The organism is Bacillus sp. CH_48 (assembly GCF_038008465.1).
Lineage (GTDB): Bacteria > Bacillota > Bacilli > Bacillales > Bacillaceae_G > Bacillus_A > Bacillus_A thuringiensis_S.
The window spans coordinates 965,629-989,038 of record NZ_JBBOZF010000001.1 but is presented as its reverse complement, the minus strand read 5'-3'; the positions used below and the strand labels follow the sequence as shown (position 1 = coordinate 989,038).

Genomic DNA, 23,410 nt, shown 5'->3' with positions numbered 1-23,410 from the left:
AAGAGGTTCTTTTTTTGTAAACTTTTTATTTTTTTAGTTGACAATGATAATGAAAATCATTATCATTTATTCGAGAAATGATTACATTTCGAATTATATATTTTGGAGGAGATGTAAAGTTGAAACAAAATAAAAGAAAACGTATAAATGCAATGATTATAGCGGCGGCGTTATCACTTCCGTTTGCTGTTTATTCAACACCTGCTTTAGCGGCAGTGGCAATTGAGGCGAATAAAACGGGACAAGGTTTAGAAGATGGTACATATGATGCTGTTATTAAAGCGTATAAAGATAAAACGAATGAAGAGTCTATGGCAGCTGTTTATATAAAGGATCCGAAATTAACAATTGAGAATGGAAAGAAAATTGTAACAGCAACGTTAAGTGATAGTGATTTCTTCCAATACTTGAAAACAGAGGATATTCATACGCCAGGTGTGTTTCATGATGTAAAGGTCCTATCAGAAGACAAAAAGAAAAATGGGACGAAGGTTATTCAATTTGAAGTTGGAGAATTAGGAAAAACATACAATATGCAAATGCATATTTATATTCCAACGATGGCCTATGATAATAAATATCAAGTGCAGTTTGAAGTGAATGCTATAAATTTAGAAAACAATGTTTCAGAAAAACAAAAGGAAAATAAAGAGGAGCAACAAGATGAAAACGGAAATGTAATATTAGATAAGCAATTACAAAAATATATTAATAAATATAACTTAGATAGAGATAATGTAGATGCGCCAATCACAAAGAAAGATTTATTACAAATTAAAACATTATCCATTTATTCAGGTAAAGGGATAAATGAAATAGCTGGTTTAGAGTATATGACAAATTTAGAGAAGTTGACGTTACGAGAGTCTAATGTAACAGATATATCAGCTATCTCGAAATTGAGAAGTTTGAAGTACGTTGATTTAACTTCTAATTCAATTGAAAGTATTCATCCAATTGGGCAATTAGAGAATATTAATATGCTTTTTTTAAGAGATAATAAAATTTCTGATCTTACACCATTAAGTAAAATGAAAAAAATCAAAACATTAGATTTAATCGGTAATAACATTAAAGATATCCAGCCATTATTTACATTATCAACTATGAAACAATTATACTTAGCAAATAATCAAATCAGTGATCTTAATGGAATTGATCGATTAAATAATGTGGAACTATTATGGATAGGGAACAATAAAATTAATAATGTTGAATCTATTAGTAAAATGAGTAATCTTATTGAACTAGAAATTGCTGATAGTGAAATAAAAGATATATCACCATTATCTCAATTAGGAATTTTACAAGTGCTGAATTTAGAAGAGAATTATATCTCTGATATATCGCCGTTGAGCACTTTAACAAATTTACATGAGATAAATCTTGGAGCAAATGAAATTTCTGACGTAAGGCCTGTTGAGGAATTAGGTAAGCGAATTTCAATTGACATTCAAAGACAAAAAATCTTTTTAAATGAAGCAAGCGTAGATGAGGAATTAAAAATCCCAGTATACAACCTTAAGGGAGAACCACTTCAAAATATTAATGTAAAAAGTGAGGGGGCTACTCTGAATAACGGATTTATAAAATGGAATAGTCCTGGAGAAAAAATATATGAATTTAAACTAGATACTAATTCTACTGAAAGTAAAATAAGATTTAATGGTACGGTTATACAGAATATAGTTGAAAAACAAAAAGAACGTGCAAATGTAATTCTCGATAAAACTTTACAACAACATATTAATAAAGAGAATTTAGGTAGAGAGAACTTAAACGCTCCTATCACAAAAGAAGATTTATTACAGGTTAAAAAATTAGAGATACTTAAAGAAAAAGGAAATGAGATAAAAGATATAACAGGTTTAGAGTACATGACGAACTTAGAAAACCTTACTTTAGAAGGAGTAGGCCTGAAAAATATTGATTTCATCTCAAACTTGAAACGATTGAATAATGTGAATGTATCTCATAATCAAATTGAAGATATAACACCGCTATCTTCATTGAAAAATTTACAGTGGTTAAATCTTACTGAGAATCGTATTACAGATGTAACGGTTCTTGGCTCAATGTTAGACTTACTTAGTTTAAAATTAGCTGAAAATGAGATTCGTGATGTAAGGCCATTAATACAATTAGGTCAGTGGGTAACAATTGATGTTAGAAGGCAAAAGGTCATTTTGGATGATGCAGAAATAAATAAAGAAGTGAAAATACCTGTATATGATTTAGAGGGAGAGCCAATTGAAAAGATTACACTAAAGAGTGAAGGTGGAACTCTTACTGATGAGGGAATCATTTGGCGTACTTTAGGAGAAAAAATATATGAATTTGATTTAGATGCAGATCATTATGAGACTGGCATATTATATAGTGGCATTGTAATGCAGAATATAGTAGAAAAATTAATACCAAAAGAAGAAGTGAAAGAACCAACAAAGGAAGTTGAAGAGTCAAAAGAAGAAGTGAAAGAACCAACAAAAGAAGTGGAAGAAACAAAAGAAGAAGTGAAAGAACCAACAAAGGAAGTGGAAGAGTCAAAAGAAGAAGTGAAAGAACCAACAAAGGAAGTGGAAGAGTCAAAAGAAGAAGTGAAAGAACCAACAAAAGAAGTTGAAGAGTCAAAAGAAGAAGTAAAAGAACCAACAAAGGAAGTGGAAGAGTCAAAAGAAGAAGTGAAAGAACCAACAAAGGAAGTGGAAGAGTCAAAAGAAGAAGTGAAAGAACCAACAAAGGAAGTGGAAGAGTCAAAAGAAGAAGTGAAAGAACCAACAAAAGAAGTTGAAGAGTCAAAAGAAGAAGTAAAAGAACCAACGAAAGAAGTGGAAGAGTCAAAAGAAGAAGTGAAAGAACCAACAAAAGAAGTTGAAGAAGCGAAAGAGGAAGTAAAAGAGCCAAAAGGAAATAATCAGGTTGTTGAAAACGAAGGCAGAACAGCAGATACTTTAAATACACAACATGTTAATAAGACGGAGGAAGGAAAGAAATCTTTACCATCAACAGGCGGTGAAGCTAGCACATCGACTTTACTTTCTGGAATAACACTTGTTCTTTCCGCACTAAGTATGTTCGTATTTAGAAAGAGGTTATTTAAGAAATAAATAACGTTTAATCTTATTATTGTATATAATTAATGTTTGTCTTTTGTGTAATAGATAGAGTAAAACCCCATTCGTATGAAAATTATATTTCATACGAATGGGGTTTGTTAATTTTCTTTTTTCTCTCAGTCATCACGGATTCAGAAGTAATTTGAGGTGCCAATTGTTACATAATCTTTTTTATTTTTTGCGGAACTTCTTTCGTTTGCGAATTAACATCTTCCTTTCGCAGCTCTTTAAATAGCGAAGCAACCATAAGAACGACTACGATAGAAAATGGTAGTGCTGCGATTATAGCTGCAATTTGTAGTGCATTTAATCCTCCAGCTTGTAATAAAAGTGCTGCAATGATCGCGATTGTTAATCCCCATATAAGTTTTAAACTATTTTTCGGTGATAAGCTTCCGTTACTCGTTTGCATTGAAACAACAAATGTTGCCGAGTCGGCAGAAGTAACGAAAAATGTGGCTACTAAAATTAACCCGATAACCGTTAAAAATGTAGAGAATGGTAGGTGCGAAATAACAGCAAATAATCCAATCTCTGTACCATTTTTTGCGATTTCATCAGCTATCCCAAGCGATTGGAACATTTCCATATGGATAGCGGTACCGCCAAATACTGCAAACCAAAATGTACAGATAAGAGTTGGGACTAATACAACTCCAATAATAAATTCTTTTATTGTGCGCCCTTTAGAAATACGAGCAATGAATGTACCGACGAATGGAGACCAAGAGATCCACCATCCCCAATAGAAAATAGTCCAGTTTTCAATCCAAGAAGAAGATTTTTCACTAAATGCTCCTAAATTTAATCCCATACTAGGTAAAGCGCCGATATAAGAACCGAGTGTAGATGTGAAATATTTCATAATAAATACAGTTGGTCCTAAAATTAAAAAGGAGACGAGTAAAATACCTGCGAGAGAGAAATTCAAGTTACTCAAATATTTAATCCCACGATCTAAGCCAGTTTGCGCACTTGTTAAATATAAAACAGCGAAGATAGCTATAAGTACGAGCTGAGTAAGTAAAGTGTTATGAATAGAAGGGAATAAATAGCTTAATCCTCCGGCAATTTGTTGAGCACCAATCCCAACAGATGGCACAATGCCAAATACTGTGGCTAAAACAGCCAAAATATCGACTGTTTTTCCGATAGGAGAATTTTTCGATCGATTAAATAATGGAGTAACTGTAGCCCCAATTGTGCTACCTTTTTGTTTGCGGAATGTGAAATATGCAATTGTTAAAGCAACCATCGCGTATAGTGACCACGGAAAGAGTCCCCAGTGGAAAAATGAATATTGCATAGCGAGTTTGGCGCTTTCCTCTGTACCTGCTTTTCCTGTTAATGGATCTGTAAAATGTGAAATCGGTTCAGCGATTCCATAGAAGAGGAGTCCAATCCCCATTCCTGCTCCAAACAACATGGATAACCAAGATGAATAGCTGTATTTTGGTCTTTCTCCATCTTTACCAAGACGAATAGAACCGTATTTTGAAAAGGCTAAATAAGTAGCTAAAACAAGCATTGTGGTCATAAGTAGAGAGTAAAACCATCCAAATTTATTGAGGATAAATGAGTTTAAAGAAGATGTGATACTTTGTAAATCATGGCCTTGTATCCAGCTTGCTGGTATGACACCCCATATAATAAATAAGGTTGTAAGCAAGATGGAGATATAAAATACACTGTTCTCTTTTTTTATCATAGAATCCCACCTTTATTTAATAAAGTTAACAATTATATTAACCATAACAATTAAAGGGTTAAATGTCAAAAAATTCTCTTTTTAATATTTGTAAAAGGGAATTTTGATTGTTATAAGTTCATAATCAGCGGAGGTTAGATAAAGGAAAGGGTGTTCACGATATGTACAAATTATAGGAAGAAATAATATGAAATATTGCATTTTATATTGTTACATCCAGATTTTATGTTAAATTCTTGAATGGAATATTAAAATAGGGGGCAAGGATATGAACAAGAAATCAAAGATCAATAAAGTGATGCTTAGCATTAGTACAATGGCTTTATCGTTAGGGGCACTTCAAACTCATGCAGTAGCGGAAGAAAAAGTACCGTATAATGTGCTAAAAACGAAACCGGTTGGAATTGAAAAGCCAGTAGATGAAGTTGGGCATGTTTCAAAAGTTGATGAAACCTTATCATTTCAAGAACGTTTAAAAGTAGGCGATTTTTCACAGCGACCAGCATCTATTACGAAGAAAACGGCAGTAAAGCAAGTTAAAGAAAGCTATTCAATGGCTGATTTAAACAAAATGAATGATCAAGAATTAGTTGAAACATTAGGCAGTATTAAGTGGCACCAAATTACAGATTTATTCCAGTTTAATGAAGACACAAAGGCCTTTTATAAAGATAAAGGAAAAATGCAAGTCATTATAGATGAATTAGCTCATAGAGGTAGTACATTTACGAAAGATGATTCAAAAGGAATTCAAACGTTTACTGAAGTGTTGCGTTCCGCTTTTTATCTGGCATTTTATAATAACGAATTAAGTGAATTAAATGAAAGAAGCTTCCAGGATAAATGTTTACCTGCTTTAAAAGCAATCGCAAAAAATCCAAACTTTAAGCTTGGTACAGATGAACAAGATACAGTCGTATCTGCATACGGAAAATTAATTAGTAATGCATCAAGTGATGTTGAAACAGTTCAATACGCATCAAATATTTTAAAGCAATACAATGATAATTTTACTACTTATGTAAATGATCGAATGAAGGGACAAGCAATATACGATATTATGCAAGGGATTGACTATGATATACAGTCGTATTTAGTTGAGGCCCGTAAAGAAGCGAATGAAACGATGTGGTATGGAAAAGTAGATGGGTTTATTAATGAAATAAATCGTATTGCTCTTTTAAATGAAGTAACGTCAGAAAATAAATGGCTCGTTAATAATGGTATTTATTTTGCAAGCCGTTTAGGGAAATTTCATAGCAATCCGAATAAAGGATTAGAGGTTGTTACACAAGCAATGCATATGTACCCACACTTAAGTGAACCATATTTTGTTGCGATAGAACAAATTACAACAAATTATAATGGTAAAGATTATAGCGGGAATACAGTAGATTTAGAGAAAATACGTAAAGAAGGAAAAGAGCAGTACTTACCAAAAACGTATACATTCGATGATGGATCAATTGTGTTCAAAACAGGAGATAAAGTATCAGAAGAAAAAATTAAGAGATTATATTGGGCTGCGAAGGAAGTAAAGGCACAGTATCACCGTGTAATTGGAAATGACAAAGCATTAGAGCCAGGAAATGCGGATGATGTGTTAACAATCGTAATTTATAATAGTCCAGATGAATATCAGTTAAATAGACAATTGTATGGGTATGAAACAAACAACGGTGGAATTTATATCGAAGAAACAGGAACATTCTTTACATATGAGCGTACACCAGAGCAAAGTATTTATAGTTTAGAAGAGTTATTCCGTCATGAATTTACTCATTATCTGCAAGGGAGATATGAAGTTCCTGGTTTATTTGGAAGAGGAGATATGTATCAAAATGAAAGGTTAACTTGGTTCCAAGAAGGAAATGCAGAGTTTTTCGCAGGCTCTACTCGTACGAATAACGTTGTACCAAGAAAGAGTATAATTAGCGGATTATCATCTGATCCTGCAAGCCGTTATACTGCAGAGCGCACACTATTTGCTAAATACGGTTCTTGGGATTTCTATAATTACTCGTTCGCATTGCAGTCTTACTTATATACGCATCAGTTTGAAACATTTGATAAAATTCAAGATTTAATTCGTGCGAATGACGTGAAAAATTATGATGCATATCGTGAAAATCTAAGTAAAGATCCTAAGTTAAATAAAGAGTATCAAGAGTATATGCAGCAGTTAATTAATAATCAAGATACATACACTGTACCAGAAGTAGCTGATGATTATTTAGCTGAACATGCAACGAAGTCGTTAACAGCGGTGAAGAAAGAAATTAGTGATACGTTGCCTATGAAAGATACAAAAATGACAAAACATAATTCTCAATTCTTTAATACATTTACATTAGAAGGTACGTATACAGGTAGTGTCACAAAAGGTGAATCAGAAGATTGGAAAGCAATGAGTAAAAGAGTAAATGAATCTTTAGAACAATTGGCGCAAAAAGAATGGAGTGGCTACAAAACTGTTACAGCATACTTCGTCAATTATCGTGTGAATAGCTCAAATGAATTTGAATATGATGTAGTCTTCCATGGAATCGCAAAAGATGATGGAGAAAATAAAGCTCCGACGGTTAATGTAAACGGGCCTTATAATGGAGTTGTAAAAGAGGGAATTCAATTTAAAAGTGATGGCTCAAACGATGAAGATGGAAAAATTATTTCTTATTTATGGGAATTTGGAGATGGAAGCACAAGTGCAGAAGTGAATCCAGTACATGTATATGAAAGAGAAGGTTCTTATAAAGTATCGTTAAGAGTAAAAGATGATAAAGGAAAAGAGAGCAGAAGCGAAACAACTGTTACGATTAAAGATGGAAGTTTAACAGAATCAGAACCAAATAATCGTCCAGAGGAAGCAAATCGTATCGGGCTAAATAGTACGATAAAAGGTAATCTTATTGGCGGGGACCACACTGATGTTTATACATTTAATGTAGCATCAGCGAAAGATATCGACATTTCTGTTTTAAATGAGTATGGAATTGGGATGACATGGGTACTTCACCATGAATCAGATATGCAAAATTATGCGGCTTACGGTCAAGCTAATGGGAATCATATAGAAGCAAAATTTAATGCAAAACCAGGTAAGTATTACTTGTATGTATATAAATATGATAATGGCGATGGAACATACGAATTGTCAGTAAAATAAGTACTTTTCCAATGTATGTTTAACTTTACTTTTTGTGGAAAATAGTATATTATATAGATATATAATATATCGGTTATTTTCTAGGAGGAGCCTGTCACAATAGGTTTCTCCTGTTCTTTTTTAGAGGCCTGTCTTACAGGCTTTTCTTTAAAGGGTAAATAACTGAAAATTTAGAACGATAATCTTTGAAAGAGGTGGGGCATACACATAACAAAAAAGGGATTGTTTAAGAGAGGGGGATAAGAAATGGCTTTGTTTGGTTATCCACTTGAAACAATTTATTTATATGGATTTATTATTGCTACTATACTCACTGTAATTTATATCTTTTTTGGAGATATATTTGAATCCATATTTAGTTTTGGAGGCGGATCTGTATCCGTTGTTACTTTATTACTTAGTTTTTTCGCCATGTTATGTGGACTTAGTTATATAGGAGAATATTTATTTTCCTTTAATAGTATTCTTATTTTTGGGGCTGCATTTGCTATATCTTTTATCGGTGTATTCATCATGAAAATACTAATTTTAAAACCGATTGCAGAAGCAGAACAAAACACGGTGCAACGTATGGATGAATTCATCGGTTGCAAAGGAGAGGTCATTACGACTATTCCTACAGAAGGGTTTGGTGAAGTATTAATTTCCTCCCAATTTGGAAACAATGCAATCCTAGCTAAAACAGTTGGAAAGAAAGATATTTCGCAAGGAACAGAGGTTATTATCGAGGGAGTCCAAGATGGTGTTTTACTTGTACAGAACATCGCTTATTCTTTAAAGAAACCAAAATTATAAGGGGGAATTTACATGACGATTCCATTAATTATCGGTGGAGTATTACTCGCAATTTTAATTCTACTCATTTTAGTATTCATTACAAAGTATCGAACAGTTGGACCAGATGAAGCATTAATTGTTACTGGAAACTGGCTTGGTGGCGGGAAAAATGTAGTTACCACTGATGATGGAAAGAAGATTAAGATTATTCGTGGTGGCGGTACTTTCGTAGTTCCGATTATGCAAAGAGCAGAGCCTTTAAGTCTATTAAACTACAAATTAGAAGTGGGAACACGTGATACGTATACGAAACAAGGTGTACCGATTACAGTAAATGGTGTTTCTATTATTAAAGTAGGATCTACCATTGAAGAAGTTTCTACAGCAGCTGAACAATATTTAGGAAAAGAAACAGAAGAGTTGAAAATAGAAGCAAAAGAAGTTTTAGAAGGTCATCTACGTGCTATTTTATCTTCTATGACAGTAGAAGATGCCTATAGTAATAGAGAGCAATTCGCTCAAAAGGTACATGAAGTAGCTTCTACAGATTTAAAGAAGATGGGACTTCGCATCGTTTCCTTTACAATTAAAGAAATCATGGATAAGAACGGTTACTTAGATGCACTTGGTCAGCCACAAATTGCGATGGTTAAGCGTGATGCAACAGTTGCAAATGCAGAGCGTGAAAAAGAGGCACGAATTGAAAAAGCTCGTGCTGAGAAAGAAGCAAAAGAAGCTGAGTATCAACGTGATGCACAAATCGCTGAAGCTGAAAAACATAAAGAGTTAAAAGTACAATCTTATAAGAGAGATCAAGAACAAGCTCGCGCAGATGCAGATCTTTCCTATGAATTACAACAAGCAAAAGCGCAACAAGGTGTTACAGAAGAGCAAATGCGCGTTAAAATCATTGAACGTGAAAAGCAAATTGAATTAGAAGAAAAAGAGATTGCGCGTCGTGAAAAGCAATATGATGCAGAAGTAAAGAAAAAGGCAGATGCAGATCGCTATGCTGTTGAACAATCAGCAGAAGCGGAAAAAGTAAAACAAATGAAAAAAGCAGATGCAGATCAATATAAAATTGAAGCGGAAGCAAGAGCACGTGCAGAAGAAGTTCGTGTAGAAGGTTTAGCGAAGGCGGAAATCGAAAAAGCGCAAGGTCAAGCAAAAGCAGAAGTACAAAAAGCACAAGGTACAGCGGAAGCAGATGTTATCAGATTAAAAGGTTTAGCAGAAGCGGAAGCGAAACAAAAAATTGCAGAGGCATTTGAGTTATATGGCCAAGCGGCGATTATGGATATGGTTCTTAACATGCTTCCAAGTTATGCGAAGGAAGTTGCAAGCCCACTTAGCAACATTGATAAAATTACAGTTGTCGATACAGGTGGCGGTGGTAAAAATAGCGGCGCCGGAAAAGTTGCAGGTTATGCGACTGATTTAATGGCAACGATGCAAGAAACATTAAAAGCTTCTTCTGGGATTGATTTAAAAGAGTTATTAGAAGGATTTGCTGGAAAAGGAGCAGTACAACAATTATCAAACGATAAATCTGTTGTATCTGTAGTAGAAGATGCGAAAAAAGAAGTAGAAAAAGATAAAGAATAGTAAAGCGGGAGGAACCTCTAGTAAGTGAGATACTAGAGGTTCTTCAGTGAATTATAATATTTCGAATAATATACATTTTTATATATTGTTTTAATTATTTAATTTATATAGAATGAAAAAGGTATGTATCAATTCTTTATGATGTAGAAAAAGATAGAGAGTCTCATCGATACATTTAAATTGTATTATTTTTATAGAAAGATTAAATGTTAATTAATTACATTTAAAACGGTATGGAGGGGTAGAAGTATGTTTCAAGGGAAATTAAGGAGTAGTAGTTTAAAAACAAAGTTACTTGTATCATTTATTATTATTTTAATTCTTCCAAGTATTGTAATTGGTTGGACGTCTTATCAACAGGCGAAGACGAATTTTAATGAAACGATTTTGAACTCGGCGAAAGATAATATAAAAATTTTGGATAATGTAATTAATAAAGAATTGGATAGTAAAAAAATAGATGCAACTTATTTTACAAAATTATTCACACAATCAAGTTACCAAGCAGATCAAATTCAAAACATACAAAATAAACTAGAAGAATACAATAAACTGCATCCAGAAATGGAAGCAATCTATACAGGATCTAGTAATGGACAGTTTATTCAATCACCAGCTATTCAGATGCCAGATGGATATAATCCTACAGAAAGAGATTGGTATAAAGAGGCAGTGAAGAAAAGCGGAGAAGTAATTGTAACTGCTCCATATAAGTCAAAAACGACAGGTAATATTGTTATTACACTAGCAAAACAAAATGAGGATAAAAGTGGCGTTCTTGGGATTGACTTAATCATTAATGATATTGTTACTACTTCCAAGATGGTTAATATCGGTAAGGAAGGGTATGTAGCAATATTTGATCAAGATAAAAATGTAGTAGCGCACCCGACACTGAAGCCAGGAGAGAAATTAGAAGAGAAACTTAGTAAAGAATTGTATAAACAGGAAGCTGGGGATGTTCATTATTCGTTAGATGGTGAAGATCGTAATATCACTTTTAAAACGAATAAGAAAACTGGATGGAAAATAGCAGGAATTATGCCTTCCAAAGAAATTATCGAAGCGGCTGAACCTATTTTCTATAAAACAATAACTGTTCTTGGATTTTCGCTACTAATCGGTGGGATTGTAATTTACTTCATTATTGCGTCTATTATTAAACCGTTAAAACAACTTGTTATATCATCGAAGAAGATTAGTGAAGGCGATTTAACAGAATCAATTACAGTTCATTCTAAAGATGAAATTGGACAGCTAGGAGAAAGCTTTAACGAGATGGCTACATCGTTACATAGTGTCATTTCCAATATAAACATTTCAGCAAGTCATGTAGCAGCATCTTCAGAAGAATTAACAGCTAGTATGAAGCAGACAAGCGAAGCAACGGAACAAATTACACAGGCGATAGAGCAAGTATCGAGTGGTGCAGAAATACAAACGAAAGAAGTTGAAGAAGGAGCAACATTGTTAGAAGAAGTTACAGAAGGAATTCAGCGTGTTGCAGATAGTTCTTCATTAGTATCTACAGCCTCTATGTATACGAAGAAAAAAGCTGAAAATGGTGGGACGTTAGTTGAAAAAACTGTGAATCAAATGCAATTAATTCATGATTCTGTTTCACAGTCAGACAAAATCATTGGTTTGTTAGACGATAAGTCGAAACAAATTGGAGCAATTCTTGAAGTGATTCAACATATTGCAGAACAGACAAATTTATTAGCGTTAAATGCGGCAATTGAGGCTGCGAGAGCTGGAGAGCAAGGAAGAGGATTTGCAATTGTAGCAGATGAAGTGCGAAAGCTAGCAGAACAATCAGGAAAGTCTTCTACGGAAATTGGAAAACTAGTGAAAGAGATTCAATTTGATATAAAAGAAACAGTAAGCTCTATGAATCAAGTTGGAACAGAAGTACAATCAGGACTTGTAGTTGCAAATGAAACGAAGCAAAGCTTTGCCGAAATATTGAAGTCTACAAATGATACAGTTGTACAAATTGATAGCATGGTAGATGTAGCAAAACAAATGACGGTAGATGCAAAGCAAGTAAGTGCATCTATTAATGAAATTGCAGCTACGATTGAAGAAAATGCGGCAAGCGTTCAAAATATTGCTGGTTCCTCTGAGGAACAATTAGCTTCAGTAGATGAAATAAATGCAGCAGCAGTTCATTTATCACAAATGGCAGAAGAATTACAAGAGATGATTGGTAAGTTTAAAATATAATAATAAACTGTTAAGAAACGAAGTAGTGCTTATGCTTCGTTTCTTTTTTTATGAAGATAAAAAAGAAAGAAATATATAGTAAGCGTGTTATGATAATAAAAAACTGTATTTTCTTTAAATTCTATCTTTAATTATGTTAGGGGAATGGTTTTGACATTGAAAAAATTAAAACTACAACCGAGAATTACATTAACTATTAGTACACTTATTCTTGTTGTACTTTTGCTAACAAGTTATTTATTTTTTTACATATTATCTGAAACAGTAGAAGAGCAAATTGGTAAAAGGGCCTTGCATGTTGCGAAAACAGTTGCTGCGATACCAGAAATTCAGGAAGCTTTTCAAAAAGAAAATCCAGCTTCTATTATTCAGCCAATCGCAGAAAAAATTCGAATTGATACAGAAGCTGACTTTATTGTAGTTGGAAACAAAGAGGGGATTCGTTATGCGCATCCTGAGCGAGATAAAATAGGAGAAAAAATGGTTGGCGGAGATAATAAAGGCGTTTTATTAGAAGGGAAATCTTATGTTTCGAAAGCTAATGGATCGTTAGGCCCTTCATTGCGTGGGAAAGTCCCAATCCGTAACCAGGAAAATGAAATTATCGGTGTGGTGTCTGTTGGGTTTTCAATGGCTGATATTCATGGAGCAGTAGAAGTGTATGGAAAGCGTGTATTTTGGATTACAGTAATAGGTCTTTTAATTGGGGTAATCGGCTCTATATATTTAGCGGGAAGTATAAAAAGAATGATGTTCGGGATGGAGCCAGAAGAAATTTCATCTTTATATGAAGAGCATAGTACAGTGATTCAATCTGTACGTGAAGGGATTATTGTAATCGATAAAAATGGCATGATTAGTTTAGTCAATCAAGCAGCTTATGATATTCTTTCGCTAAATAAACAACAAAATATTATTGGGGAATTTATTTTAAATGTAATTCCTAATTCAACGATACTAGATGTATTTCAAACTGGTGAAGAACAGTTTGACCGCCAATTAAATATAAAAGGACAGGCTGTTATTGCGAACCGTCTACCTATTAAAGTAAAGAATAAAGTAACTGGCGTTGTATCGAGCTTACGTTTGAAATCTGAAATGGATCAGTTAACAGCAGAATTGTCCCAGACGAAGCAATATACAGAGGCATTGCGGGCGCAAACGCATGAATATAATAATTTATTGTATACGCTTTCGGGTCTTATCCAATTAGAATCATATGAAGATGCTTTAGAGCTTATTCATAAGGAAACAGCGGTATATCAAGATTTTGTTCAATTTATTATGAAGCGGATTCAAAATCCATGGCTAGGTGGAATTTTAATTGGATTTTATAATAGAGCACGAGAGTTGAAGATTGATTTTATGCTAGATAGAGAAAGTGGTTTAGACAAATTAAGTCCACATATTGAGAGTAATTATGTCGTTTCTATTTTAGGGAATTTAATTACGAATGCATTTGAAGCAATTGAAAAAAATGAAGAGAATGATAGGAAAGTAAGGATGTTTGTAACTGATATTGGAGAAGAAATATTAATTGAAGTGGAAGATTCAGGGCAAGGGATTCATGATGAAATAATTACTAGCATATTCTATAAAGGCTTTTCGACGAAAGAAGGAGGAGAGCGAGGATATGGATTAGCAAAAGTGAAAGAGTTAGTAGAAGATTTAAATGGAAGTATTGCAATTGAAAAAGGGGATTTAGGTGGTGCGTTATTTATTATTGCACTACCGAAAGAGAGAGGCGAATAGTAATGGGTGAGGAGATTGAAGTATTAATTGTAGAAGATGATATTCGGATTGCTGACATTCATCGTCGTTTTACTGAAAAAATTGAGGGATTTAAAGTAATTGGAACGGCAACGACTGGAGAACAAGCGAAAGAATGGCTAGAGCTTGTGAAGCCACAGCTCGTGTTATTAGATGTGTACTTACCTGATATGCAGGGAACGGAACTTGTCACATATATTAGGAATCATTTGCACGATACAGATATCATTATGATTACAGCGGCATCGGAAACAGATGTAGTGAGGCACGCCCTGCGGGGCGGAGTAACAGATTATATCGTAAAGCCACTAATGTTTGATCGATTTAAAGCAAGTCTAGAAGGCTATCAAAAAAAGATTATACAGTTAAAGAAGAACAATCAATTATCTACGGAACAAATTGAATATTTATGGTCTCAAAGAGGTGTGAAGGGAGATCAAATAGAATATGCCCCGAAAGGGATAGATCCTTATACTTTAGCGAAAGTAAAAAAGCATATGTTAACAGTTAATGAAGAAGGGATTACAGCAGAAATGTTAAGCTCAATGATTGGAGTAAGCCGATCAACGGCAAGGCGCTATTTAGAGTATTTGATATCTGGGAAGAAAGTCCACGCAGAGCTAATATATGGAAGTGTTGGGAGACCGGAGAGACGTTATTTTCTTGCTTCTTCATAATAAAAAACAGTAGAGGATTTTATTTCTTCTACTGTTTTTTTGCATCTTATATTGGAATAATCCCAATTACAATTCCGGTAATTAACATAACCATTGTCGTTCCAACGGCCCACAATAAAGTGAAGCGTTGATGTTCACCGAAATCAACTTTGGCCATTCCGACCAATAAATAAGTGGAAGCGACAAGAGGACTTAATAAGTGAACGGGTTGCCCAAGTAAGGAAGCGCGTCCCATTTCAGCTGCACTAATTCCGTAAGTAGCAGCAGCTTTCGTCAAAATAGGTAATACCCCGAAGTAAAATGCATCATTAGACATGAAAAATGTGAATGGCATACTAAGAAGAGCTGTAATAATTGGCAATTGTGGTCCAAGTACATCTGGTATAAGAGTTACTACACTGTTAGCCATCGCATCTACCATTTTTGTTCCGGATAAAATACCAGTGAAAATACCGGCAGCAAATACGAGAGAAACAACTGCTAATACATTCCCTGCATGAGAAGCAATACGTTCTTTCTGTTGTTCTAAGTTTGGATAGTTAATCATAACAGCAATAGCAAAAGCGACTGTAAATAAAACAGGTAACGGCATAACTTCTAGTATGAGACAGACAAGTAATGTAGCGGTTAATAAAAAGTTAATCCATAGAAGTTTAGGACGTTTATGTACTGCGGCTTCGACAGTTGCAGCTTGCTCATCCATTGTTTGCATTTGTTTTAAATACTGTACATCCATAATTCCTAAACGTTTTCTTTCTTTTTTTCCAAGATAGTAGGCAACGAAAACAACCCAAATTGCACCAGTAATCATTCCTGGAATAAGAGGTGTAAATAATTCGGAAGCATCAAGCCCAAGTGCGCTCATAACACGAGCTGTGGGTCCACCCCAAGGTGTAAGATTTGTTACCCCCGCCCCTAACATAACAACTCCAGCTAATATGAGGGGGTTCATTCCAAGGCGCTTATATAGTGGATACATTGCGGAAACTGTAATCATGTATGTTGTTGTACCGTCACCATCTAGAGAAACGATAATAGTCAATATAGCCGTTCCGACAACGATTTTTAAAGGATCTCCTTTTACAAATTTTAAAATCTTACTAATGACAGGATCGAATAAACCGCTATCAATCATAATCCCAAAATATAAAATAGCGAACATAAGCATAATACCAGTAGGTGCTAATTTTTGAATTCCCTCTAACATCATAGGCCCCATATTGGCATAGAATCCGCCAATTAATGCAAAAACACTCGGAATTAATATTAATGCTACTAGCGCTGACATACGTTTCGTCATAATTAAAAACATAAAGACAAATACCATCGCAAATCCAAGTAGTGCTAACATGTAATTTCCCCCTCAAAAGAATGATTGCGCTTTCAAAATAGAATAAAAATTCAGAAAAAGGTTTTTTATTTATAATAAAAGCATCTATTCAAATGGTAAATAATTTGAAAAATAACATCATTAGAAGCATAATTTTTATTTTGTTCATTTTGTTCACGGTAGTTAATTTGAATTTTTAAAAAGTAAGCTGCTCCTCGTAAGAATGGTAGAATAAGATGAAAATAGTGAAGTGTGAAATAGGGAGTAGATGTTATATGAAAACGAGAATTGAAGAGATTTATAGCTCTTATGAAGGAAAAGTAGAGGAGATTTTTATTAATGAATCTTCTTACGTATATGAATGGGAAAAATTACTGATGATCCGAAAAAATGACGGTGAGCTAAAAAAAATTGCAGTCGGGATTAGTGGAAATATAAGATTGGTAAATGTAGAAGTTGGACAGGAAATTAGTGCGGATACATTATTAGTTAAGTTAGAAGATGATTTGTTAATTACAGGCTGCGAGTGATGAGAGATGTGTAGAAATAACTACACATCTTTTTTTGTTTCCTATATTACAAAAAGCACATTGTTTTTTCACAAATCTCACACAACCTTTTGGTATTCTTTTCGTGAAGTATACGGTTTCTAGGGAGGAATATTGATGAAAGTAAAATATGTTGTACTTGCTATATGTTTATGTTTCATATTTACAGTAGTCGGGTGTGGGAAAAAGGAAACAGCAGCTGTTGCCATTGATGAGAAACATGATAAATGTGATATTTGTCAAATTGGGGTAACAGATAATCAATTTGCAACAGAAATTATTTTAGAAAATGGAAAAGCGTTAAAGTTTGATGATATCGGTTGTATGTATAAATGGATGGAGATCAACTCAGATGAAAAGACGAAAGAGAAATTTGTTCGAGATTATGATTCGAAAGATTGGATTTCGTTAGAAGACGCTACTTACGTATATGATAAAACAATAACGACACCGATGGCTTATAATGTCATTTCATTTAAAAATAAAAAAGATGCAGAGAGCTTTGTATCTAACTATAAGGGCAAAGTTCTTTCGTATAAAGAGTTAGCAGAGCATAAATGGGAAATGAATAAAGAGATGATGGGGAAACCGAAAGCAGGAAATCATGGTGGACATCATTAATAATAGAAAAAGACAACTATATAGTTGTCTTTTTCTATTATTACTCAGGTGCAAATATAGAAAAGGTGTAAAATTTTTAGAAGAACGGTTACAATGGAATATAGTAACCTAAAGCAATCATTTATCCCGCATTAACGGGCAGTAAGATCCCCACCTCAAAATTTAGTGAAAGCAAAGAATTTAGGTGGAGATCAACTGCCCGTAAAAGCCCGATTGGTTCAACTAATAATTAGTGGTGGATGAACAAAACCCCCACTAATTAAAGTTTCACTTTATGTACTTTTTAGAAATGTATACAAATGCGGTAAAAACGTGCTAAACTAATTGCTTCATAATGTTAATGATGGGGCCATCAGGCGTATCATTTCAATAGGTTGAGAAACATAGTATAAGCTTAAGATAATCTGATTAAAGAAGGAATCTAAAGGGCTTATGGATAAATGTACTCAAGAAGAGTTATTGTATGTGATGGAGGAATGGTTAAGAAAACATTATCTTTCATAGGAGCTGTAGTTGTGAGAAAACAAAAAATTTTATTATGTATTTTATTAGGACTTTTAATGACGGTAGTGGCTTGCGATAAGCAAGAAGAACCAGAATCGAAACCGGTTCATGTGAAAAATGAAAAGAAAAAAGAGAAGCATAAAGAACAGGAAGAATCTAAAGAAGAGAAAAGTATAAATTTAATGGACAAACAGTTGTTACTTTCAGCTACTCTTGGAGACACAGAGACAGCTATGAAGTTGATTCAGGATGGAGCGAATATAAACGTAGAAGGTGACAACGGAGAAACGCCTGTCCTTGCAGCGACGTACCAAAATCATGTAGAGACAGTTAAAGCATTAATTGGTGCAGGTGCTAATATTGAAATTAAAGATGAGAAAAAAAGTAATCCACTTCTTTATGCAAGTAGAGAAGGATATACGGATATTGTAAAAGTATTAATTAATGCAGGAGTTAATACGAAAGAAACGACTAAGTCAGGTGGAACAGCACTTATTTCTGCATCTGAGCGTGGCCATGTAGAGGTTGTTAAAGAATTATTAGAGCATACAGATATTGATGTGAATTATAAAAATGAACGTGGTGGAACAGCGCTATTAGAAGCAATTGTATTAGGAAATGGTAGTGAAAACCATAAGAAAGTAATTCAATTGCTTATTGATCACGGTGCAGATGTAAATATGGCTAACAAGGAACATCTGACGCCACTGCAATACGCTGAAAAAAGAGGTTTTAAAGATATTGTAAATATGTTGAGGGTAGCTGGAGCAAATGAAGTAGTACAGCCACAACAACCAGTAGAGTAAAAAACGAAAAATAATCCCATTTAGATAGACAGAATGAAGAAATCAGTTAGTATGATGGATTCAGTAATGTGTATTTGAATGGGATTTTTGTTTTGAACATGAAAAATAGATTATGAATGGATGGTATATGGAGTAAATAAGGAGGATAAAAATGAGGCTCTCAGAACTTGATTTAATAGTAATTCAGGTAGAGGTTTTGTTTGTTCATAATCAAGTCGGAAAAATGAAATATGTAAATGAACAAGGAAATCCGAAAGCACCACGTTTTTTTCTTGGCAGAACTCGTGAAGGGAGTATAACGAGATATCATTGTAATGTGGATGATGAAACGGTAAGTAAGATTGAGAAGTTAATTCAAGAACCTTCAAAGCATATAGAGATAGCAAAGATTATTAATGTATTAAATGAAGAAAGAACAGTGAAAAATATTTGGATGGGTCCTGCTTTCATGTTTCATAGTAATTTACATAAGCCGACTAGAACAATACAAATAACTGAGAAGAATAGAGAGCTTTTGCGAGAAAATTTTCCTAATCTAATAGAACAGATGGAATGGAGGAAACCTTATTTTGCAATTGTAAAAAATGAAAAGGTAGTTTCTGTTTGTTGCAGTGCCAGAAGTACGCCCGTAGCTGCTGAGGCAAGTGTGGAAACTTTAGCGGAGTTTCAAGGGAACGGATATGGTACTGATGTTGTTACAGCCTGGGCGATATCATTACAAGAAGAAAAACGCATTCCACTTTATAGTACTTCTTGGGATAATTATGCTTCACAAGCAGTTGCGAGAAAACTAAAACTAATTAACTATGGAATGAATTTACATATTGATTGAATTTTAAGTATTGTTTCGTTCTATTTGTTTATATTTTAATATCTAGATTAATGTAAATAGTGATATGGTGAATATTAACATTCGGTTAACACCTAATTAACAATCTATCAAAACTGACTTAATAAATGCGTAATATAGTAAAGGTAACAAAATAACTAGGGTAGAGAACATTTGAGAACACCCACTTACATATAATGTGCCACTTTCTTAGGTGTGCTCTATTCTCTAGAGTTCAAATAAGGAGAAAGGCGTTCTATGTAAGTAGGTGTTTTTAGTTTGGATAAAAATAGAACAGTTAGGTGGAATGAATGTTTAAAGAATCTTATATTGCGATGATAAAGGATTGGAAAGGATACAAAGCATACAAAAAATTGCCGAAAACAGTTTTTCTTATGACTGGTTCAATGCTGGAATTACCAGAGCGTGTATATGAATTGCAGAAACATGGACATGATGTATTTCTTCATTGTGATTTTATACAAGGCTTAAATACGAATACAGAGGAAGCACTTTTGTATATTGAAGATGTTATCGGGGCACAAGGTATTATTTCAACAAAGGGTTCGACAATTCGAAATGCTAATAAAATTGGATTGAAAACAATTCAACGTATTTTTATTGTAGATACTTTATCCCTTACTAAATCAATTGAAAATTGTAAAACGACTAAACCAAATGCAGTAGAGATTATGCCGGGGATTATGCCTTCTATAATTAAACAGCTAGCAGAGGAAATAGAGTTTCCTATTATTGCAGGCGGGCTGATTCAAACGCGAGAAGATGCGGAAATTGCAATTCGTGCAGGAGCAAGTGCGATTTCAACAAGTCATTATGAAGTATGGATACATGAAGAAAAAAGGAGTGCAACCTTGTGATTGAATTGAAAAATGTTTCAAAGGTATATAAAAATGCAGAAGAGACAGCGGTTAAAGGCGTATCGGTTCATATTAAGAAGGGCGAATTTTTTGTTTTAGTTGGACCTTCGGGATGCGGGAAAAGCACATTATTACGAATGATCGCTGGCTTAGAAGAGATTTCTTCGGGAGATTTAATTATTAATGAACGTGTTGCAAATGATCTAGAGCCGAAAGACCGTAATCTATCAATGGTATTTCAAAATTATGCATTATATCCACACTTATCTGTAGAAGAAAATATTTTATTTGGACTTAAGGTAAGAAAAGTACAAAAAGAAGAGCGACAAAAGCGATTAATGGAAGCTATTGAAATGGTAGGACTGAAAGAGTATGTGAAAATGAAACCAGGCCAATTATCAGGCGGACAAAGACAGCGTGTTGCGCTTGCTAGGGCGATCGTGAGTCAAGCACCAATCTGTTTAATGGATGAACCACTTTCGAATTTAGATGCGAAATTACGTGCGCAAATGAGAATTGAAATTAGAGAAATTCAGCAGCGATTAGGAATTACGATGATTTACGTTACCCACGATCAAATAGAAGCGATGACTATGGGAGATCGTATTATGGTTTTAAATAAAGGAAGTATACAGCAAGTTGGAACACCACTTGACATATATAACGAACCAGCAAACGAATTTGTTGCAAGCTTTATAGGTTCTCCTTCTATGAATATAAATGATGGAGAAGTGGATAAAGAAAAAGGTGTATTACATATAGGGAAATTGCAAATTCCATTATCTATTGGACAGTTAAAGCAATTACCAGAAGGAATAATTCGTATAGGCATGCGTCCTGAGCATATTGCACTGTCTGAGGAAGGACAAGAAGTGACGCTGCAATCTGTAGAAGTATTAGGGAATGAATCTATATTAAACTTTGCGGTAAATGGAACAATTTGGAGTGCGAAAGTCATCGGACAGTTACTCTTGAACAAAGGTGACAAAGTAAAATTATTATTCTCGCAAGAAAAGTTATGCTTCTTTAACGAAAACACGAATGAACGCTTAAAAGTGGTAGCTGAAGAAGAGTTGAAAGTGGTGGCGAAATAATGATCGAAGTAAGTAAGTTACCAGTTCAAACAAAGGTGTCAAAAAAGAAAAAATTATGGGGGAGAACGAAAGATTTAAGAATAGGATTATTGTTTTTGGCGCCATCTATTTTGCTATTTTCGATTTTTCTGTTCTATCCATTGTTTAGGACGATTTACTATAGTTTTTATTTAACCGATATACATGGAGAAGCTAATCTTTTCGTTGGCTTAGAAAATTATCAATATTTATTCTCTGATCCAGCCTTCTACAAAAGTATAAAATCAACTTTACTATTTGTTTTATATACAGTGCCTACGAGTATTATATTTGCTTTGTTTCTTGCATTGATTGCAAATGGAAAGGTAAGAGGTATTGGGTTATTCCGAGTTCTGTTTTCTTCGACGATGGGAATATCAGTAGCTGCTAGTGCAGTGATTTGGCTATTTTTATTTCATCCAAGTGTAGGATTATTTAATAATATATTAGCCGCTATGAATCTTCCTGCAATCGCATGGTTAACGAGTCCGGACTGGGCACTATTCTCTGTATCAGTTACAACAGTTTGGGTGAATACAGGGTTTGCATTTTTAGTTATATTAGGTGGTTTACAAAATATCGATACGTCTTTATATGAGAGTGCATCTATAGATGGTGCTAGTTATTTATATAAGCTTCGCCGTGTTACATTACCGATGCTATCGCCAACTTTATTCTTTATTGTAACCGTAACGTTAATTAGTGCGTTCCAAAGTTTTGGACAAATTGATATTTTAACGCACGGTGGACCGAATGATGCAACGAATTTGATTGTGTACTCGATTTACAAAGAGGCGTTTGTGAATCATCAATTTGGAACAGCAAGTGCACAAGCGATGGTATTATTTGTTTTCATTTTCGTTGCTACATTACTTCAATTTAAGTTTGCTGAGAGAAAGGTGCATTATAAATGATTGTTAAACAGTGGAAACAAAATTTCCTATTATACATGCTGCTCATTATTAGTGCAGTAATGGTATTTTTTCCTGTACTGTATGCATTTTTAATAAGTTTTATGACACCAGACGATATTCAAATGAGAAGGTTATTTCCGACCCAGTTTACTTTTGATAATTTCATTAATATTTTTCAAAAAGTACCACTTTTTACATACTTATATAACAGTTTAATTGTATCGACAGTCGTTATGATTGGACAACTTATCGTATCAAGTTTAGCAGCTTATGCTTTTGTTTTTCTTCAGTTTAAAGGGAGAAACTTAATTTTCTTCCTGTTTATTTCAACGATGCTGATTCCGTGGGAAGCAACGATGGTGCCTAACTTTTTAACGATTCAAAACTTTGGCTGGATCAATAGTTTCGCCGGGATGACAGTGCCGTTTTTTGCAACAGCTTTCGGTATTTTCTTGTTACGTCAACATTTTATGACACTTCCGAATGAACTAAAAGAAGCTGCGTTTATTGAAGGGATTGGAAATGTAAGGTTTTTATTCAGCGTTGTAATTCCGTATTGTAAAACGAGTTTTATTACGCTTGGAGTATATAGCTTTTTAACAACATGGAATATGTATTTATGGCCACTTTTAGTGACCACTGATGAAAAAGTAAGAACAGTGCAAATCGGTGTGAAGCAGCTTCAGTCTCAAGAAGTTGCAACTGATTGGGGAAGCGTAATGGCCGGTGTTACGGTTATCGTTATTCCAACATTGATTTTACTATTTTTAGGGCAAAAGCAATTACAACAAGGATTAACAAAAGGTGCAATTAAATAATTAAG

17 protein-coding genes are annotated in these 23,410 nt (G+C 34.0%); 15 read left to right on the top strand and 2 right to left on the bottom strand.

All coding sequences use genetic code 11. The features are described from left to right. Positions 1-119 precede the first annotated feature (119 nt). The gene (locus N2V92_RS04715) at positions 120-3,107 is read left to right on the top strand and encodes a leucine-rich repeat domain-containing protein (RefSeq protein WP_000812450.1); all 2,988 of its coding nucleotides are present in this window, start codon (positions 120-122) and stop codon (positions 3,105-3,107) included. Between the two features lie 166 nt (positions 3,108-3,273). Here N2V92_RS04715 and opuD read toward each other — a convergent pair whose 3' ends face one another. Continuing rightward, complete coding sequence (gene opuD / locus N2V92_RS04710) at positions 3,274-4,824, bottom strand: glycine betaine transporter OpuD (protein ID WP_000591601.1); 1,551 nt, start codon at positions 4,822-4,824, stop codon at positions 3,274-3,276. Positions 4,825-5,092: 268 nt separating this feature from the next. On the opposite strand from opuD, the gene colA reads away from it, so the two are divergent. The 6 genes from colA to N2V92_RS04680 all read left to right on the top strand — a co-directional run bounded on the left by colA (position 5,093) and on the right by N2V92_RS04680 (position 15,045). After that, a complete protein-coding gene (colA, locus tag N2V92_RS04705) occupies positions 5,093-7,990 on the top strand; it encodes a collagenase ColA (protein WP_016078618.1) in 2,898 nt (965 codons plus the stop codon). 246 nt (positions 7,991-8,236) lie between these two features. Next, positions 8,237-8,785, top strand: a complete 549-nt coding sequence (locus tag N2V92_RS04700; protein ID WP_001173143.1) for an NfeD family protein — start codon at positions 8,237-8,239, stop codon at positions 8,783-8,785. Positions 8,786-8,797: 12 nt separating this feature from the next. Continuing rightward, positions 8,798-10,372, top strand: a complete 1,575-nt coding sequence (locus N2V92_RS04695) for a flotillin family protein (RefSeq protein WP_000154997.1) — start codon at positions 8,798-8,800, stop codon at positions 10,370-10,372. 249 nt (positions 10,373-10,621) lie between these two features. Beyond that, positions 10,622-12,598 carry a methyl-accepting chemotaxis protein gene (locus N2V92_RS04690; protein WP_000486198.1) on the top strand — a complete coding sequence of 659 codons (1,977 nt, stop codon included), beginning with the start codon at positions 10,622-10,624 and terminating at the stop codon, positions 12,596-12,598. A 144-nt stretch (positions 12,599-12,742) separates the two neighbouring features. Then, positions 12,743-14,350, top strand: a complete 1,608-nt coding sequence (locus tag N2V92_RS04685; protein WP_033669149.1) for an ATP-binding protein — start codon at positions 12,743-12,745, stop codon at positions 14,348-14,350. Between the two features lie 2 nt (positions 14,351-14,352). Continuing rightward, positions 14,353-15,045, top strand: a complete 693-nt coding sequence (locus N2V92_RS04680) for a response regulator (protein ID WP_000503468.1) — start codon at positions 14,353-14,355, stop codon at positions 15,043-15,045. A gap of 46 nt (positions 15,046-15,091) precedes the next feature. Here the strand turns inward: N2V92_RS04680 and N2V92_RS04675 are convergent, their stop codons facing one another. Then, entirely contained in the window at positions 15,092-16,396 is a 1,305-nt protein-coding gene (locus N2V92_RS04675) for a CitMHS family transporter (RefSeq protein ID WP_000880470.1), read from the bottom strand. Between the two features lie 254 nt (positions 16,397-16,650). Here N2V92_RS04675 and N2V92_RS04670 point away from each other — a divergent pair, with 254 nt between their 5' ends. From N2V92_RS04670 to N2V92_RS04635, 8 genes are all read left to right on the top strand, one after another. Beyond that, positions 16,651-16,905 carry a hypothetical protein gene (locus N2V92_RS04670; protein WP_000857376.1) on the top strand — a complete coding sequence of 85 codons (255 nt, stop codon included), beginning with the start codon at positions 16,651-16,653 and terminating at the stop codon, positions 16,903-16,905. Between the two features lie 135 nt (positions 16,906-17,040). Further along, on the top strand, positions 17,041-17,544 hold the full coding sequence (locus N2V92_RS04665; protein ID WP_000865661.1) for a nitrous oxide reductase accessory protein NosL: 504 nt from the start codon (positions 17,041-17,043) through the stop codon (positions 17,542-17,544). Between the two features lie 440 nt (positions 17,545-17,984). Next, positions 17,985-18,854, top strand: coding sequence for an ankyrin repeat domain-containing protein (locus N2V92_RS04660; protein ID WP_000287334.1), 870 nt, complete (start codon positions 17,985-17,987; stop codon positions 18,852-18,854). Positions 18,855-19,005: 151 nt separating this feature from the next. Further along, on the top strand, positions 19,006-19,686 hold the full coding sequence (locus tag N2V92_RS04655) for a GNAT family N-acetyltransferase (protein ID WP_001239734.1): 681 nt from the start codon (positions 19,006-19,008) through the stop codon (positions 19,684-19,686). Between the two features lie 308 nt (positions 19,687-19,994). Beyond that, entirely contained in the window at positions 19,995-20,561 is a 567-nt protein-coding gene (locus N2V92_RS04650; RefSeq protein WP_000472047.1) for a glycerol-3-phosphate responsive antiterminator, read from the top strand. After that, positions 20,558-21,655, top strand: coding sequence for an ABC transporter ATP-binding protein (locus N2V92_RS04645; RefSeq protein ID WP_000571381.1), 1,098 nt, complete (start codon positions 20,558-20,560; stop codon positions 21,653-21,655). The genes N2V92_RS04650 and N2V92_RS04645 overlap by 4 nt, the downstream gene beginning before the upstream one ends. After that, positions 21,655-22,587, top strand: coding sequence for a carbohydrate ABC transporter permease (locus tag N2V92_RS04640; RefSeq protein WP_000573802.1), 933 nt, complete (start codon positions 21,655-21,657; stop codon positions 22,585-22,587). Before N2V92_RS04645 ends, N2V92_RS04640 begins: the two co-directional genes overlap by 1 nt. Next, positions 22,584-23,405 carry a carbohydrate ABC transporter permease gene (locus N2V92_RS04635; protein ID WP_000635948.1) on the top strand — a complete coding sequence of 274 codons (822 nt, stop codon included), beginning with the start codon at positions 22,584-22,586 and terminating at the stop codon, positions 23,403-23,405. Before N2V92_RS04640 ends, N2V92_RS04635 begins: the two co-directional genes overlap by 4 nt. Positions 23,406-23,410: the final 5 nt, after the last annotated feature.